We start from the raw sequence: 15,239 nt of genomic DNA, 5'->3' as shown, positions 1-15,239 counted from the left end.
CGTTGTAGCAGGCCGGGGAGCGGGTGTAAATCGGGGGTTAGCGCAGGTAGGCGTCGAGCAGTTCCCGGTAGCCGGGCCGGTTCTTGACCCGGTCCAGGGCCGCCTGGAACGCGTCCACCAGTTCGGCGGGCGTGTCCGGGTGGAAGGCAAAGTAGACCGGCGTTTCCCGCAGAACGTACACGGTCTCGAAATCGTCGGGGTCGAGGCCCTCCCTGGCCGCGATCTTTCGCCAGCACCCCTCCTCGTAGGCCACCAGGTCCAGCCGGTCGGTCATCAGTTTGCTGATGTTCTGGCGCATGCGGGCCACGGGCTGGATGCTGGCCACGCGTTGGTATCCGGCCAGCAGGGTGTCCGAGATGTCCTCGCGCACGGTGCCCACGGCCAGCCCCTTGAGGTCTTCCAGGGTGTCGAGGCGGATGTGCCGCTTCTTGCGGGCGATGAGCACGAACCGGACCGAGGCGATGGGCCCGGCCCAGCGGAAGGCGTGCTCGCGCTCCGCGGTCCGGGCCATGCAGAAGAGCACGGTGGCGGGCTCGTGCTGCAGCCGCTCGTAGGCCCGGGCCCAGGGCATGGATTCCACGGGCTGCTCGGGCGTTCCGAGTTCGGCCCAGACCATGCGCAGCAGGTCCACGGAGACGCCCTTCATGACGCCGTTCTCCCTGTAGTTGAACGGGTAGTACTCCTCGGTCAGCCAGGTGTAGCCCGCCAGCCCGTCGGTCGCCGGCGGCGGCCCTCCCGCAGCCGCTGACGGGAGCAGCAGCAGGACGCAGAGAACCAGGCACGGAAGCGGCCCGATTCCGGAGGCGGTCCCTGTGGCCGGGAGGGATGTGCGGGAAGGGTTACGGGCGGGCATATTCCGACCTGTAGCAGGAGAACGGGTGGCTGTAAATTCGCGATGTCAGTTCAGATATCTATCAAGGAGGGCCCGGTAGCCCGGTTCGCGGGTCACGGCCTTGAGGGCCTTCTGGAAGCGTTCGATCAGGGCGTCCGGCGTGTCCAGGCTGAAGGCGTAGTACAGGGGGTCGGTGCACAGGGTCATGATCGGCTTGAATTCACCGAAGGGGCAGCCCAGCCGGGCGGCGAAGTGGTGGAATTGCAGGGCGTCCATGGCCACGGCGTCGACCCGGTCGCGGGCCAGCATTCCGATGGCCGTGTCCGGTGTGCGGGAGCCGCTGTAGGGCAGGCCCGCGTCCCGCAGGATGTTGGCCGAAGCCACGTCGCGCACCGCGGCCAGCCGCCAGCCGCCGAGGTCCTTGAGGGAGCGCGCGTTCAGGCCGCGTGAGCGCAGGGTGAACACCTCGGTCTTGCCCTGGACGATGGGGCCGACCCACTTGAAGTCGGATTCCCGCCCCTTGGTCCGGTACATGGAGAAGAGCATGGTCCGGGGATCGACGTGACCCATGTCGTACGCCCTGGGCCAGGGAAACAGGTGGATGGGTTGCTCTGGAACGCCCATCTCCCGCCACATGCGCTTGAGCAGCTCCACGGACAGCCCGGCGAGCCGCCCGTTGCGGGTGTAGTTCATGGGCCAGTATTCCTCGGTCATGTAGGTCAGGTGTTCGGCGGGATCGGCGTGCCCGGTGCCCGGCGCGCAGACGGCCGCGAACAGGGCGAAGGTGATCAGGAGGGCCGGCAGGGGGAGATGGCGCATTGGACCGGAGTAATCGACAACAGGAGGAAAGACAAGCGGGAAGCGCGGCCGGAACCCTGCGGACGGATGGAATTAATTACTCTTAATTTATATAGAAATTAATCAGATTACGGTAAATGGGGCGCTGGACGATCGCGTCCAGGGCCCGCTGGAACCGGGCGACCAGGGCATCGTCGGTGTCCGGGCTGAAGGCGTAGTACAGGGAGTCCTCGCTCATGATCAGGACAGCCTCGAAGGCGTCCGGGGGGAAGCCCACGGCGGCGACGGTCTGCCGGAACCGGAATTCGTCCAGGGCCAGCGCGTCCACGCGGCCCGATTCGAGGAGCTGGAGGGCGTGTTCGGCGCGGGAGGCGTACGTCAGGGGGAACCCGGCGCCGAGCACCTTGGTGGCCGCCGCAATGTCGCGCAGGGAGGCGACACGGCGGCCGCTCATGTCTTGCAGGGACCGGACCGCGAGGTGCCGGGAGCGCAGGGCGAACAGGGCCAGCCGCCCACCGACGATGGGGCCGACCCATTTGAAGAACTTCTCCCGCTCCTCGGTCCGGTACATGGAAAAGATGACGATGTTCGGGTCCAACTGGCCGCTTCGGTAGATGCGCGGCCAGGGCATGACGTGGATGGGTTGTTCCGGGACGCCCATCTCTTGCCAGAGGGCCTTGAGCAGGGCCACGGCCAGTCCGGCGGGTTTGCCGTTTTCCGTATAGTTGAGCGGCCTGAATTCCTCGGTCAGGTAGGTGAGCCTTTCGGCGGGGTCGCCCGATCCCTGCGCGAAGGCCGGTAAACCTAGGAGCAGGCAGGCGAGCAGCGGCATGGCCATGCGGCTGATAACAATCATGTAACAATAATAGCCAATAGCCGAGAGCAAGGCAAGGGTTGCCGCCGGTCCGGGCGGGCGTCAGCGGCTGCGCAGGGTGAGCATCAGGTCCGTGCCCACGGGCTCCAGGTCGGCGATGCGGAAGTCCAGGGCCTGAGCCATGGACGCGGCCTCGCGGCCGGAATAGGCCGCCGGGGCGGATTCGTCGCCGAGGATGCGCGGGGTCACGAAGTGGACGAGCTCGTCGGCCAGCCCCTGCTCGATGAGGGCCATGGCGAACCGGCCGCCGCCCTCGCACAGGGTGTAGTGGCAGGCGCAGTCGTAGCGCAGCCGCTCGAAGCCGCAGGACAGGGCCAATGCCCCGGCCCGGCCGGGCAGGGGCCAGACCGAGGTGCCCCGCCGTCGCAGGACGTCGGCCTGGGGGCTGTGGGCCGCGGTCTTGGAGGTCATGAAGATGACCCGCTCGGGCCGTTCGCGCAGCAGGGTGAAGCGGCTCGGGTCGTCGGGCAGCCGGGAGGTGACCACCACGCCCAGCGGCTGGACGAAGTCGGCGGGCAGGCCCGCCTTGCGGCAGGTCAGGCTCGGATTGTCCGCGTAGAAGGTGTTGCCGCCGACGATGACCGCGCCCACCATGGAACGCAGGTCGTGGACCCGGGCGAAGGATTCGGGGCAGGAGACCGGCTCGGGCCTGCGCGAAGGGGCCGCGATCTTGCCGTCCAGGGTGGCCGCCATCTTCAGGATGTTGTAGGGCGAATGGGTGTTCTGCCAGAGCAGGAAGTCGTCGATGAGGTCCCGGCACTCCTGTTCGAGCACGCCCACGGTGACCTCGATGCCGTGGCTGCGGAGTTTTTCCACGCCGCCCGCGGCCACCGGATTGGGGTCGCGGACGCCGACCACCACCTCGGCCACGCCCGAGGCGATGAGGGCCTCGGTGCACGGCGGGGTCTTGCCGTGGTGGTTGCACGGCTCCAGGGTGACGTACATGGTCGCCCCGCGCGGGTCCACGCCCTTGCTGCGGGCGTCGGCCAGGCATTCGCGCTCGGCGTGGAGCTTGCCGAACCGGGTGTGCCAGCCCTCGGCCACGATGGCCCCGTCGCGGACCAGCACGGCCCCCACGCACGGGTTCGGGGCCGTGGCACCCCGGCCGCGCCGGGCCAGGCGCACGGCCCGGGCCATGAACGCTTCGCTAGCGGAAATCGCCTTCCATGAAAACATGGTTCACTCCGGCCTCTTCGAGCATGGCTTCGGACAGCTCGTCGGGGTAGTTTTCGGCGTAATAGATGTTCTGCACGCTGCAGTTGATGAGCATCTTGGTGCACAGGATGCAGGGCTTGGTGGTGCAATATATGTCGCACCCCTTGAGGTCCAGGTTGTTGGTGGCGGCCTGGATGATGACGTTCTGCTCCGCGTGCAGTCCCCTGCACAGCTCGTGGCGCTCGCCCGAAGGGATGCCGAGCTGGTCGCGCAGGCAGCCGACCTCCTCGCAGTGGGCGATGTTGGTGGGCACGCCGTTGTAGCCGGTGGCCAGGATGCGCTTGTCGCGCACGGCGATGGCCCCCACCGCGCGGCGGGTGCAGGTGGAGCGCTGGGCCACGAGGTGGGCGATGCGCATGAAATATTCCGGCCAGGGCAGTCTGTTGGGCATGGGGTTCCTCGTTCGTTTCGAAGTGGAGGTCGGTTCGGTTCACCTACCACTTCTCGCCCCGAAAGGGAACGGGCGTCCCCGTCGCCGACGCGGACGGCGTTCCCCTGAAAAGGACCCGGCCGCGCAGGGCGGCCGGGTGGAATGTGACGTGTCGTGCGTCCCGGACCGGGACGCGGGCTAGACGCCTCAGCCGCCGCCGGTGCCGCAGCTCGAACCTTGCAGGGCCTCAAGGTTCGGGCCGCCGCCGTCCACCTTGGCGGAACAGGCGCTCATGAGTTTTTCGGTGTCCTTCGCGCCGCACCGGGGGCAGGGCGCGGGCTCCTCGCCGTTGAAGACGAGTTCCTCAAACTCGTGGCCGCATTGCTTACAGACGTATTCATAGATGGGCATGATCATCTCTCCGGTTCCCATATGGGTTGTCGATGCACTGTACATTGTGCCGGGCCGGCGCTTTGTCAAGGGACAACCCCTTGCACATTGCACCGATTATGTGCAAAGTGTGTGCATTCAACTGCACAAAAATGTGCGGGAAGTATGGGGTGTGCAAATATAAAATATATAATTCTAATATGTTGCGTGATTGGCACGGGCCGTGCTTCTCCGTGTTGCACGAAGATCACACACTCTTCACCCTGTTTGCATGAAAGCACAATCCTAGGAGGCTCCGAAATGTCCAAAAAATACATCTCCATATCGGCCCTGTCGGCAGTCCTGGTCCTGGGAATGGCCGCGTTCGCCATGGCCGGTCCCAATTCCGGCAAAGGGTTCGTGGGCACGTGCGGCGGCCCCGGCTACGGCGCTGCGTACAGCCAACTGACCCCCGAGAAACAGGCCGAAGTCAATGCCGTGGTGGACAAGTATCAGCCCCAGTTCGAGGCCGTGCGCAACCAGATATGGGCCAAGCGTTCCACGCTCCAGGCCAAGATCAACGGCGGCAAGGACGACGAGCAGGCCATCACCAAGCTGGTCACCGAGATATCCGGCCTGCGCAACAAGATGCGTGACCTGCGCGCGTCCATGTCCGAGGAACTGGTCAAGGCCACCGGCATCGCCGCCTTCGGCACCTGCCCCGGTCCCGGCTACGGCCGCGGTTTCGACCGCGACGACGGTCCCATGCAGGGGCGCGGCATGCGCGGCCACGGCATGTACGGCCAAGGCATGCACAGCCAGGGCATGTACGGCCAGGGCATGTACTAGCTCGTTGAATTGAACCGATATTTCCGATAACCCGGAAAACAGGATATTGCGGGACAGGCGGCGTGGGGCCGCCTGTCCCGCAAATGACGATCATCTGCAGGCAGTGGCGGGCGTGCAGGGGATTCGCGGCAACGCCCCATTTTTTTGAGGAGGTCCCTGGATGTTCCGAAAAATCACGTCCCTTACCGCGCTTCTTTCCTTTCTCGTCACGCTCATCACCAGCGTGATCCTGTACATCGTGCCCGAAGGCCGCGTGGCCTACTGGGCCGACTGGCATCTGCTGGGCATGACCAAGACCCAGTGGGGAGACGTCCATACCACCGTGGGCACCCTGTTCCTCCTCGCCCTGCTCCTGCACATCTGGCTCAACTGGAAGCCGCTGATGAACTACATGAAGAACCGGGCGCGCGAGATGGTGGTCATGACCGGCCCCATGATCGTCAGCTTCATCCTGGTCTTCCTGGTTTTTGCGGGCACCCTCATCGGCCTGCCGCCCATGAGCACGCTGCTCGACTACGGCGCGCAGATCAAGGAGCAGGCCACCGAGACCTACGGCAACCCGCCTTACGGCCACGCCGAGACCAGCCCGCTCAAGAAATTCTGCGGCTTCCTCGGCCTGGACGTGAACATGGCCCTGGCCACTCTGCATCAGGCCGGGTTCGATTCGTCCATCAACGAAAATTCCCTGATCAAGGACATCGCCCGGTCGCGCGGGGTGAGCCCGCAGCACGTCTACGACATCATCCGCGGCGGACAGGGGGGCGACCCCTTCGCCATGATGCCCGCCCAGCCGCCCGAGGGCACCGGCAAGCTGACGGTCGCCATTGTGTGCAAGACCTACGGCCTGGAGCCGGAAGAGGTCCTGGCCCGGCTCAAGGCCGCGGGCATCGACGCCACCTTGGAATCCACCTTCAAGAGCCTTGCGGGCGAGCACGACATGTCGCCCCGGGACATCTACCTGATCGTCAAGGGCAAGTAACCGAGGCCGTATGGATGTAGTTCACCCGGAAGGCAGGGAGAAGGGGCCCCTGGTCGCCCTGGTTCTGGCGCTCATCGTGCTGGGACTGGGCAGCCTCTACCTGACCTGGCAGTCCATCGCGCAGCAGCGGCGGATCGTCGAGGACCACATGGTCATGACCGGCAACTCCATCCTGCGCGGTGTGGACAACAACATCTTCCGCATCGCCCGCACCCTGCGCATGGGCAACCAGTCCTCGACCCTGTTCCGGACCATGACCGAGGAACTCTTCACCGAACTGGCCAAGTCCGACGACATCGAATTCGTGACCCTGTTCAACCGCGCCGGGCGGCCCATCGTCACCTCGGTCAAGAAGGGCATGCATCCCATCTTCAGGCTGCCCGACGCCGTGGCCGAGGACATCGAGCCCGGCCGCGCCTGGCACGTCATGGCCGAGGTGAACAAGACCAGCGTGCTCCTGTCCGGCCTCCAGGTCCGGTCCGGCATCGCGGCCCTGCTCGGCGTGGGCGGCCCGGACGGCGAGCGCGGGCTCGGGCGCGGCGGCATGGGCGACATGGGCGACATGGACGACATGGGCCCGGACATGATGTTCGACAACACCCAGTCCCAGGTCTATCTGGTGGTCGGCCTCAACGCCGAAAAGCACATGCGCCAGTTCCGCCAGTACCGGCAGGCCGCCACCTACCAGACCGGCTACGTCTTCCTGGCCGCCGTGGTCCTGTGGTCCCTGGCCTTCGCCTACCTGCGCCGCCGGGGCGCCAGCCGCAAGCTCATCCGCCTGGAGCGGTTTCAGAACAAGCTGTTGGACAACATGCCCGACGGCCTGGTCACCCTGGCCGAGGACGGCGAGATCCTGGCCGCCAACCGTTCAGCCCGCGAACTGCTCGCCCCCGGACCCGCCGAGGAGCCCGAGCCCGAGGCCGAAGACCCCGGGGCCAGGCCTCAGGGTGGGGACGGTGCCGGAAAAAGGGGCGAGGACGGGCTCGTGCCGCCGCCCGAGATCGTGGGCGCCAACTGGCGCGATTTCGACTTCGGCCGCCAGACCAGCGAGAACCCGCCTTCCGGCCCGGTGGAGTGGGAGCAGTTCGACTACCAGGGCCGACAACTGGAAATCCTGTTCCTGCCCTTCCAGGAGCACGACGAGGACGCGGCCCCCGAGCTGGGCCAGCGGCTGGTGCTCATCCGCGACCGCACCCAGATCCGCTGCCTGGAAGAGGACCTGAACGAGGCCAAGCGGCTGGCCGCCATCGGTTCGCTGGCCGCGGGCGTGGCCCACGAGGTGCGCAACCCGCTCTCCTCGCTACGCGGCTTCGCCCAGCTCTTCGCCACCAAGCTCAAGGGCCAGGCGCCGCTCGACCAGTACGCCGCGGCCATGGTCCAGGAGGCGGACCGCCTTAACCGTGTGGTCACGGACCTGCTCTACCTGGCCCGGCCGCGCCAGTTGGACCCGTCGTTCATCGACCTGTTCAAGGTCGGCGACTCGCTCAGGCAGCTCATGCGCTTCGACTTCGAGGACAAGCTCATCGAGCCGGAGTTCGACTTCGGCCCGGAGCCGGTCTGGGCCGACCCGGACGCGCTCAGGCAGGTCCTGCTCAATCTCATTTCCAACAGCCTGGACGCCATCCAGGGGTGTGCCGACTGCGACAAGCCCGGCCACATCCGGCTGGTCTCCATGCGCGGCCACAAGGGTGTCTGGATCATCGTGGCCGACGACGGGCCGGGCATGGACCCGGACATCCAGGACGAGGCCTTCAAGCCCTTCGTTACCGGCAAGAAGACCGGCACCGGGCTGGGGCTGGCCATCGTCCAGAACATCATGCGTGCCCACAAGGGCCGGGTGATCATCGAATCCGAACAGGGCCGGGGGACCGAGATGAAGCTGTTCTTCCCCGATCCGCAGCCCTCGGCAGACAAGGAATCAGAGTCATGAACGAAGAACGTATCGCGCTGATCGTCGACGACGAGCCGGGCCACCGCATGATGGTCCGCGCCGTGCTGGAGGACGACGGCTGGATTGTGCTCGAAGCCGAGTCCGGCGAACGCGCCCTGACCGTGCTGGCAGAGGAGGCCGAGTCCGACACCTACCCGGACGTGGCCATGGTGGACATGAAGATGCCCGGCATGGACGGCATGCAGTTGCTCAAGGAACTCCAGATCCGACGGCCTTCCATGCCCGTGGTCCTGCTGACCGCCTTCGGCTCCGTGGGCAGCGCCGTGGACGCCATGAAGCGCGGGGCCTTCGACTACCTGACCAAGCCCGCGGACAACGACGAACTGACCGCCGTGCTCGGCAAGGCCTTTGAATACCACAAGCTGCTCGACGAGAACGCCCGGCTGCGCGCCGAAGTGGGCAGCGAGCCCGACTTCATCGGGGGCAGCCCCGGCATCGAGCGGGTGCGCGACCTCATCGGCCAGGCCGGGCCCACCGAGGCCACGGTGCTCATCCTGGGCCAGAGCGGCACCGGCAAGGAGCTGGTGGCCGAGGGGTTGCACCGGGCCAGCCTGCGGGCCGACAAGCCGCTCATCAAGGTCAACTGCGCGGCCCTGCCCGACGACCTCCTCGAATCCGAGCTCTTCGGCTACGAAAAGGGCGCCTTCACCGGCGCGGTCAAGGACAAGCCCGGCCGGTTCCAACTGGCCGACGGCGGCACCCTGTTCCTGGACGAGATCGGGGAGATGCCCGGCGCGCTCCAGGCCAAGCTCCTGCGCGCCCTCCAGGAAAAGACCATCGAGCCGCTCGGCTCGGTGCGTACCATCCAGGTGGATGCCCGGATCATCGCGGCCACCAACCGCAACCTGAAAAGAGAGGTCGAGGCGGGCCGCTTCCGTGAAGACCTCTACTACCGGCTGGCCGTGCTCGAAATCCGCATCCCGCCGCTGTGCGAGCGCAAGGAGGACCTGCCGCTGCTGGTCAGTTTCCTGCTCCGGCGGCTGGGCAACAAGAACAACAAGATCATCCGCACCGTCACCCCGGCCTTCCTCGACGCCCTGTCCGGCTACGACTGGCCCGGCAACGTCCGCGAGCTTGAAAACGTGCTCGAACGCGCCCTGATCCTGTCCCGGTCCGACGCGCTCGGCCCGGATCTCCTGCCGCCCCAGATCACCGGCGCGCGCGAAAACGTCGTCGACATGGAGTTCACCCACGGCGGCCGCCCCGCCCCCACGCCCGCCAACCTCGAAGAGGCCGAAAAACAGGCCATCATCCAGGCCCTCGAAGAAAACGGCAACCACCGCGAACGCACCGCCGAAGCCCTCGGCATCAGCCGCCGCACCCTGCAGTACAAGCTCAAGAAGTACGGGCTGACGCGCCGCTAGCGGCGCGTCGACCCGCCTCGCAGCCGGGGAAGAGGAGAAGGAAACCCTTTGAGAAAAGGGTTTCCTTCTCCTCGGACCTCCATCCCTCTTCCTTCCTAAACTTTTTGTCGCCGCCTTCGGCGGGGCAGGGCGCGGTATTCGGGCTTTCGAAGCCGGAGGCCGTCTTGTCGCGTCCACACGGCCTTGCCGAAGGCACACAAAAAGCTTTGAAAGGGAGTCCAGAGGGGAAACTTTCTCGAAAGTTTCCCCTCTGGCCGATCGCTGCTGTCCTCATCCGTAGGGCTCGAAGACTCGCCAAGGGCTGGAGGCCCGGAGGCATTCCTCTCCCCTGTCAAGTTGCTTTTTTATGCTTATCGGGCGCTTTTAGGCGTCATTCTCCGACAAAACAGGGTGTTGGCGAAAATCGGGGGTATGCTGGTTTGGATTCCCGAGGAAGGACCTCGGGGGCGAAACCAGGAGGTTGCCATGGCAGCACCATATACCTGTGACGTGAGGCGCGGCCCGGACGGGCGCATTGTGGAGAAAACCGAGACGGTCCGAGGGCGCAAGTCCACCTGGACCTATGCTTATGACGGCGGCGGACGACTGACCGAGGCCAAGCTGGACGGAAGGTTGATCTGCCAGTGCTGGTACGATCGCGAGGGCCGCCGGGTGCGGGATTATCTGCCCGCTACGGCCGGGGCGAACTACCGGGACTACCAGTACACTCCGGACAACCGGCTGATGCGCGCCGGAGGCGGGCAGTACTCGCACGACGAGCGCGGCTTCCGGTCCATCTGGTCGGACAAGGGCGTGTACACCTTGTACGAGTACAGTCCGGACTATCGGCTGCTCAAGGTTGAAGAGGAGGACCGGGACAAGGCCTTCACCTTTGCCCATGATGAGGATGGACAGCGGGCCGCGAAGTACCTGAACGGAGAACTCGTGGAGGCCTACCAATGGCTCGACTTCGTGCGCCTTGCCGCGTTTTATGACGGGCGTCATCAATACGAATTCGCCTAACGCGACGGCGAACGCACGCCCTACGCCATGCGCCTCGACAGCGGGGGGGTCGCCGGGCTGTTCTACGACCAGGTAGGCTCCCTGCGCGTGGTTGCCGATGTGGACGACAACATGATAAAGGAGGTCCTGTACGATCCGTTCGGCGGGATCGTCGAGGACACCAATCCGGCCGCCTGCCCCTCGGCTTCGCGGGCGGCCTGCACGACCGGGACCTCGGTTTCGTCCGTTTCGGCTGGCGCGACTACGCCGTCAGGACCGGCAGGTGGACCGCACTCGACCCCATCGGGGAGAGGGGCGGCGACCCGGACTGGTACGGGTATTGTTTGGACGACCCGGTAAACGCAGTTGATACGTTGGGGTTGTTCCGGTTTGGTAAAAGAGGATTAGGTTCATTGCCTTTGCTCGGTTTTTTTTCAGACAACCCTCTTGATGATAGTATGAATACCGAGATCGCTCATGAGCAGGGATTCTATGAGGATGGCTCAGGTGATAATATAGGGTTTTTCAAGGATGGACCGAGAAAAGACAATCAGGTGGGAAAGAAGCCATATCAAATGGAAAGCAAGCATTATGACGATGATCTGATGCGTGAAACGGTCAAGTCCGTTGATCCGGGGGAATACGGATTGTTGGGCAACAATTGTCAGGATTATGCCGACAAGCTCCGGGAAAAATATAAGAAAAACGCCAAGAATTGGTCTTTGATCAAGGGAAATGAGTCATTTGGCAAATAGGGATAAAGGAACACGGTGATGAGAATATTGAATAGAAACCTCGGAAAATTCATTGCCGTGCTTCTTGTTTTCAGTCTTATGGTAATATGTGGATGGATAGTCCTGCCTTTGCGAACGCAAAATGCGGTTTTGTCCAATCTCTACGACGATTTTTATGCTCCCGTATTCGAGGGCAACATTCCGATATGGGAAAACGTACACAGAAAAATTGAGTTTTCCCCTGAATATTACGGGGAATATGGATTGTTTGTCGTGGTGACCGGTTCCATGTCCGATTTGGCTTATCCCGTGAGATCAATGCCGGGAAAACTGACGGTTACCATAACGCAGGATGGTGAGCCCACTGTTATTGAGCATAGTGAATCATGGACCGGTACGGTCGGACACAAAGATGGTATGACGGCATACGAGCTCTTTGCCTTTCATGTCAGGAAAAATGTCCACACTGTAACCATGGATATTCGGGTCACTGAGCCATTTACCTATTTCAAAACACGACAGCCCGTCCGAGTAATCATAAAAAGCGCCTATCAGATGTAATCACCGGATAAGTCGGCAATGATCGATTGAGGCTCTCGGGCGGCCTGCACGACCGGGACCTCGGTTTCGTCCGTTTCGGCTGGCGCGACTACGACGTCAGGACCGGCAGGTGGACCGCACTCGACCCCATCGGGGAGAGGGGCGGCGACCCGGACTGGTACGGGTATTGTTTTGATGACCCGGTAAACGGGGTGGATCCGCTGGGGTTGTTCGCACCGTTGATTTTGGGCCTTGCGGGGGCAACCGGCATTGCCGGGATTGGAACGACGTTGGCCGGACTTGCGGCCGATGGGCTGGAGGCGCTTGCTACCGTCAGTAGGTAGTCGTGGGGGAGTGTGCATCGCTTTCCGCGACCCCGAATACCCGTCGGCCTGCCCGACGTTCCGCCAAGCGTTCGTTTTTGTCGCGGGAACGACGTGCTATTTTCCCGCAGCCATGCTATGTTGTCGGTTCCGTCGCTTTCCTCGGCGTCGTCGCCCCGGGGTGAAGCGCTTCCGCAAAACAAAGGAGATTCGACCATGGCTATATTACAGACCAAAGACGCCGTTGATATTTATTACAAGGATTGGGGTCCCGAGTCCGCACAGTCGATCGTGTTCCATCACGGCTGGCCTCTGACCGCCGACGAGTGGGATTCGCAGATGCTTTACTTCCTCGACAAGGGGTTCCGCGTCGTCGCCTTCGATCGCCGGGGCGACGGCCGGTCCTCGCAGGTCGGGGACGGCATCGACATGGACCACTATGCGGCGGATACCGCCGAGCTGGTGGACCGGTTGGGGCTGCGCGACACCGTCCAGGTCGGCCATTCCACCGGCGGCGGCGTGGTCGCCCGGTACGTGGCCGGGGCCGACAAGGGCCGGGTCGCCAAGGCCGTCCTCATCGGCGCGGTGCCCCCGATCATGGTCAAGTCCGACAGCAACCCCGAGGGTACGCCCATGGAGGTGTTCGACGGTTTCCGCGAGCAACTGCTCAAGAACCGGGCGCAATTCTACCACGACGTCGCTTCCGGGCCGTTCTACGGCTTCAACCGCGACGACGTGGAATCCCAGCCGGGCATCGTCCTGAACTGGTGGCGCCAGGGCATGATGGGCGGCGCCAAGGCCCAGTACGATTGCGTCCAGGTCTTTTCCGAGACCGACTTCACCGAGGACCTCAAGAAGATGGACGTTCCCACCCTGGTCCTGCACGGTGAGGACGACCAGGTCGTGCCCATCAAGGACTCGGCCATGCGCTCGATCAAAATGCTCAAGAACGGGACGCTCAAGACCTATCCGGGATATCCCCACGGCATGGCCACGATCCATGCGGACGTCATCAACAAGGACATTCTCGAATTCATTCAGGGCAACTGACCAGACAGGCGCTGAATCACGCCAAGAGGGCCGGTTCGGTGTCGCCGAATCGGCCTTCGTCTTTTTTGCCGTTCCCGCCGCCGATCCCGTCAGCTCAGCGCGTGCGCCCGGATTTCGTCCAGGCGGGCCAGGTAATCTGCCTGGTACAGGGAGCCGTTGTCGGTGAAGGCCTCGGCAATCGGGCGGTGGGCGTCGCAGAAGGCGGCCAGCAGCGGGTTCTTGAAGATGCGGCCGTAGGCGCGGACCATGTGCAGGGTATTGTGGCACACGGGCATGAACTCGCCGGATGCGGCCAGCAGGGGAGTGCGGTCGCGGGAGAGGTCCATGAAGAAGCTGCCCACCGCCTCGGCCCAGGGATAGTTGCGCTCGCTGGCGAAGCGGTCGATGACCGCCTCGTCGTCCATGGTCGAGGGCTGCCACGGCCGGTCCCATTCGGGCGGCACGGTTTCCGGCGCATCGTATCCAATCCGCCCTGTCTCCATGAAGGCCGCGACCTTGTCGGCCAGCCGCGCCCACAGCGGGCCGATATGCTCCACGTCCCGCGAGGCGCGCAGCCCGGTGACCGTGCCGTCGCGTTCTTCCAGTTCGATTTTCAGGAACGGGCAGTGCGCCTCGATGGTCCTGCCGGATTCACGCCAGATGCCGCCGAACACGCGGTTCGCGTCGAGCGTGCGCACGCCCAGCTCTCGTTCCCATACCGCATAGTGGGCCGGGGCCTCGCGGCTTAAGCCCGACCAGTTTTCCAGGTAGGAGTACGGGGCCGGACCAAAGGCCGGGTAGTGGTTCAGGCGGGTGACCAGGAGGACCGGCGTGTCCGGGAGCCGCTCGCGGACGTGGGCGAGGAACTGGCCGTACCGGGCCAGATAGGTGGCCGGGTTGGGCGCGATGGGGCGGCAGTGCGCCTCCATCCAGGCGGCCAGGGCCGGGTCGGCGCGCCAGGCTGCCGGGTTCATGTGGAAGATGAAGCCATCATCATTGTGCAGAAAGAGCGGAACGGTCTCGTGGAACAGGTTCAGGACCATCAGGGCGGGCTCGTCCCCTTGTCGGGGCAGGCCGAACTGGTCCTCCGGCCGCCGTCCGTTGAAGGCGTCGCCGAGATCGAACTCGCGGACCAGGCGGGCCAGGGCGGGCGGGACCCCGTCCGGGTGGCTCGCGTGGGTCATGGGCGAGGCCAGCTCATTATGAGCAACGGGCAGGCCGAGCCCGGCCACGGACCGGGACAGGAAATCCATTTGACAGTTGCCCAGGAAGTACAGCATGTTTATCCTTGCGAAATCGTTAACGTCATCTTCCACATACGCGTGGAAGCGGAGCAGGGCAAGCCATGGCCAGACTGACCATAGAGACCTTCATCCTCGGTCCGGACGAGACCAACTGCTATCTGGTGAGCATGGGCGGCCGCGCCGTGGTCGTGGACGTCGGCCTGGAGCCGGACCGGCTGATCGAGCGCATCACGGCCCTCGATCTGGCCCTGGAGGGCGTGTACCTGACCCACTTCCACCTGGACCATATCGGCGGGGTCAAGGAACTCCTTGAGGTCCATCCCGCACCGGTCTTCGGCAGCGGGGAGGACGAATTCCTCAAGGAACTCTCCTTCGAGGCGGGCGGCAGTCGGGAGTTCGCGCGGTTCATCGACTTTCCGTACACCGCCTTGGGGCCGGGACGGCGCACGGCGCTGGACCAGCCGTTCTTCGTCCTGGACACCCCCGGCCACACGCCGGGCGGGCTGTCCTATTTCTTCCCGGCCGCTGGGTGCGTGTTCGTGGGCGACCTGCTGTTCATGATCGCCGTGGGCCGCACCGACCTGCCGCGCGGCAGCTCCTCGGAGCTGCTTTCCTCCATCCGCTCACGCATCTTCACCCTGCCGGACGACACCCGCGTCTACTCCGGACACGGGCCCATGACCACGGTGCGCCACGAGAAGGAGAACAATCCGCACTTCATTTTTTGAGGCGACCCAACCTTTCAAGATAATGGTTACCTTTTACGCGAGGATAGTGTAGCGTGACC

17 protein-coding genes and 1 pseudogene are annotated in these 15,239 nt (G+C 64.3%); 11 read left to right on the top strand and 7 right to left on the bottom strand.

Annotated elements, in window-relative coordinates; genetic code table 11:
- Positions 1-37: 37 nt before the first annotated feature.
- The 6 genes from V8V93_RS19050 to V8V93_RS19025 form a co-directional block, all read right to left on the bottom strand.
- Positions 38-853, bottom strand: coding sequence for a substrate-binding periplasmic protein (locus V8V93_RS19050; RefSeq protein WP_338668209.1), 816 nt, complete (start codon positions 851-853; stop codon positions 38-40).
- Positions 854-898: 45 nt separating this feature from the next.
- Positions 899-1,651 carry a substrate-binding periplasmic protein gene (locus V8V93_RS19045; RefSeq protein WP_338668208.1) on the bottom strand — a complete coding sequence of 251 codons (753 nt, stop codon included), beginning with the start codon at positions 1,649-1,651 and terminating at the stop codon, positions 899-901.
- An 82-nt stretch (positions 1,652-1,733) separates the two neighbouring features.
- Positions 1,734-2,486: a substrate-binding periplasmic protein gene (locus V8V93_RS19040; protein ID WP_338668207.1), complete on the bottom strand. Its 753-nt coding sequence runs from the start codon at positions 2,484-2,486 to the stop codon at positions 1,734-1,736.
- Positions 2,487-2,546: 60 nt separating this feature from the next.
- Positions 2,547-3,680, bottom strand: a complete 1,134-nt coding sequence (gene ribD / locus V8V93_RS19035) for a bifunctional diaminohydroxyphosphoribosylaminopyrimidine deaminase/5-amino-6-(5-phosphoribosylamino)uracil reductase RibD (protein WP_338668206.1) — start codon at positions 3,678-3,680, stop codon at positions 2,547-2,549.
- Complete coding sequence (locus V8V93_RS19030) at positions 3,652-4,110, bottom strand: deoxycytidylate deaminase (RefSeq protein WP_338668205.1); 459 nt, start codon at positions 4,108-4,110, stop codon at positions 3,652-3,654. Before V8V93_RS19030 ends, ribD begins: the two co-directional genes overlap by 29 nt.
- 186 nt (positions 4,111-4,296) lie before the next feature.
- Positions 4,297-4,500, bottom strand: a complete 204-nt coding sequence (locus V8V93_RS19025) for an FmdB family zinc ribbon protein (RefSeq protein WP_338668204.1) — start codon at positions 4,498-4,500, stop codon at positions 4,297-4,299.
- 279 nt (positions 4,501-4,779) lie between these two features.
- Between V8V93_RS19025 and V8V93_RS19020 the strand changes: the two genes are divergently transcribed.
- The 10 genes and pseudogenes from V8V93_RS19020 (at position 4,780) to V8V93_RS18975 (ending at position 13,229) form a co-directional block, all read left to right on the top strand.
- Positions 4,780-5,307 (top strand): Spy/CpxP family protein refolding chaperone, encoded by a 528-nt coding sequence (locus V8V93_RS19020; RefSeq protein ID WP_338668203.1) that lies wholly within the window; start codon positions 4,780-4,782, stop codon positions 5,305-5,307.
- Between the two features lie 160 nt (positions 5,308-5,467).
- Complete coding sequence (locus V8V93_RS19015; RefSeq protein ID WP_338668202.1) at positions 5,468-6,286, top strand: DUF4405 domain-containing protein; 819 nt, start codon at positions 5,468-5,470, stop codon at positions 6,284-6,286.
- Between the two features lie 10 nt (positions 6,287-6,296).
- Positions 6,297-8,216 carry a two-component system sensor histidine kinase NtrB gene (locus V8V93_RS19010; protein ID WP_338668201.1) on the top strand — a complete coding sequence of 640 codons (1,920 nt, stop codon included), beginning with the start codon at positions 6,297-6,299 and terminating at the stop codon, positions 8,214-8,216.
- Positions 8,213-9,601 carry a sigma-54-dependent transcriptional regulator gene (locus V8V93_RS19005; protein WP_338668200.1) on the top strand — a complete coding sequence of 463 codons (1,389 nt, stop codon included), beginning with the start codon at positions 8,213-8,215 and terminating at the stop codon, positions 9,599-9,601. Before V8V93_RS19010 ends, V8V93_RS19005 begins: the two co-directional genes overlap by 4 nt.
- 465 nt (positions 9,602-10,066) lie before the next feature.
- The gene (locus V8V93_RS19000; RefSeq protein ID WP_338668199.1) at positions 10,067-10,603 is read left to right on the top strand and encodes a hypothetical protein; all 537 of its coding nucleotides are present in this window, start codon (positions 10,067-10,069) and stop codon (positions 10,601-10,603) included.
- Positions 10,588-10,905, top strand: a pseudogene (locus V8V93_RS18995) (hypothetical protein); the annotation flags it as partial. The gene V8V93_RS19000 and the pseudogene V8V93_RS18995, both read left to right, overlap by 16 nt.
- Positions 10,906-10,926: 21 nt before the next feature.
- Positions 10,927-11,337, top strand: a complete 411-nt coding sequence (locus V8V93_RS18990) for a hypothetical protein (RefSeq protein ID WP_338668198.1) — start codon at positions 10,927-10,929, stop codon at positions 11,335-11,337.
- Positions 11,338-11,355: 18 nt separating this feature from the next.
- The gene (locus V8V93_RS18985; protein WP_338668197.1) at positions 11,356-11,877 is read left to right on the top strand and encodes a hypothetical protein; all 522 of its coding nucleotides are present in this window, start codon (positions 11,356-11,358) and stop codon (positions 11,875-11,877) included.
- Positions 11,878-11,903: 26 nt separating this feature from the next.
- Entirely contained in the window at positions 11,904-12,200 is a 297-nt protein-coding gene (locus tag V8V93_RS18980) for an RHS repeat-associated core domain-containing protein (protein ID WP_338668196.1), read from the top strand.
- Between the two features lie 195 nt (positions 12,201-12,395).
- Positions 12,396-13,229: an alpha/beta fold hydrolase gene (locus V8V93_RS18975; RefSeq protein ID WP_338668195.1), complete on the top strand. Its 834-nt coding sequence runs from the start codon at positions 12,396-12,398 to the stop codon at positions 13,227-13,229.
- Between the two features lie 89 nt (positions 13,230-13,318).
- Here V8V93_RS18975 and V8V93_RS18970 read toward each other — a convergent pair whose 3' ends face one another.
- Positions 13,319-14,488 carry an SGNH/GDSL hydrolase family protein gene (locus V8V93_RS18970; RefSeq protein ID WP_338668194.1) on the bottom strand — a complete coding sequence of 390 codons (1,170 nt, stop codon included), beginning with the start codon at positions 14,486-14,488 and terminating at the stop codon, positions 13,319-13,321.
- Positions 14,489-14,553: 65 nt separating this feature from the next.
- On the opposite strand from V8V93_RS18970, the gene V8V93_RS18965 reads away from it, so the two are divergent.
- Positions 14,554-15,180, top strand: coding sequence for an MBL fold metallo-hydrolase (locus tag V8V93_RS18965; protein ID WP_338668193.1), 627 nt, complete (start codon positions 14,554-14,556; stop codon positions 15,178-15,180).
- The last annotated feature ends 59 nt before the right edge of the window (positions 15,181-15,239 follow it).

Origin of the sequence: Pseudodesulfovibrio sp. 5S69 (genome assembly GCF_037094465.1) — a bacterium.
Taxonomy (GTDB): domain Bacteria; phylum Desulfobacterota; class Desulfovibrionia; order Desulfovibrionales; family Desulfovibrionaceae; genus Pseudodesulfovibrio; species Pseudodesulfovibrio methanolicus.
Note: the sequence above shows the minus strand (reverse complement) of the source record. Positions and strands in the feature narration are given on the sequence as shown.

What these genes read in the sequence shown, in the direction of transcription:
- V8V93_RS19000 (WP_338668199.1), top strand. Translation starts at nt 10,067, where the DNA reads ATGGCAGCACCATATACCTGTGACGTGAGGCGCGGCCCGGACGGGCGC.
- V8V93_RS19005 (WP_338668200.1), top strand. Translation starts at nt 8,213, where the DNA reads ATGAACGAAGAACGTATCGCGCTGATCGTCGACGACGAGCCGGGCCAC.
- V8V93_RS18970 (WP_338668194.1), bottom strand. Translation starts at nt 14,488, where the DNA reads ATGCTGTACTTCCTGGGCAACTGTCAAATGGATTTCCTGTCCCGGTCC.
- V8V93_RS19025 (WP_338668204.1), bottom strand. Translation starts at nt 4,500, where the DNA reads ATGCCCATCTATGAATACGTCTGTAAGCAATGCGGCCACGAGTTTGAG.
- V8V93_RS19015 (WP_338668202.1), top strand. Translation starts at nt 5,468, where the DNA reads ATGTTCCGAAAAATCACGTCCCTTACCGCGCTTCTTTCCTTTCTCGTC.
- V8V93_RS18975 (WP_338668195.1), top strand. Translation starts at nt 12,396, where the DNA reads ATGGCTATATTACAGACCAAAGACGCCGTTGATATTTATTACAAGGAT.
- V8V93_RS19045 (WP_338668208.1), bottom strand. Translation starts at nt 1,651, where the DNA reads ATGCGCCATCTCCCCCTGCCGGCCCTCCTGATCACCTTCGCCCTGTTC.
- V8V93_RS19010 (WP_338668201.1), top strand. Translation starts at nt 6,297, where the DNA reads ATGGATGTAGTTCACCCGGAAGGCAGGGAGAAGGGGCCCCTGGTCGCC.
- V8V93_RS18965 (WP_338668193.1), top strand. Translation starts at nt 14,554, where the DNA reads ATGGCCAGACTGACCATAGAGACCTTCATCCTCGGTCCGGACGAGACC.
- V8V93_RS19050 (WP_338668209.1), bottom strand. Translation starts at nt 853, where the DNA reads ATGCCCGCCCGTAACCCTTCCCGCACATCCCTCCCGGCCACAGGGACC.
- V8V93_RS18985 (WP_338668197.1), top strand. Translation starts at nt 11,356, where the DNA reads ATGAGAATATTGAATAGAAACCTCGGAAAATTCATTGCCGTGCTTCTT.
- ribD (WP_338668206.1), bottom strand. Translation starts at nt 3,680, where the DNA reads ATGTTTTCATGGAAGGCGATTTCCGCTAGCGAAGCGTTCATGGCCCGG.
- V8V93_RS19040 (WP_338668207.1), bottom strand. Translation starts at nt 2,486, where the DNA reads ATGATTGTTATCAGCCGCATGGCCATGCCGCTGCTCGCCTGCCTGCTC.
- V8V93_RS19030 (WP_338668205.1), bottom strand. Translation starts at nt 4,110, where the DNA reads ATGCCCAACAGACTGCCCTGGCCGGAATATTTCATGCGCATCGCCCAC.
- V8V93_RS19020 (WP_338668203.1), top strand. Translation starts at nt 4,780, where the DNA reads ATGTCCAAAAAATACATCTCCATATCGGCCCTGTCGGCAGTCCTGGTC.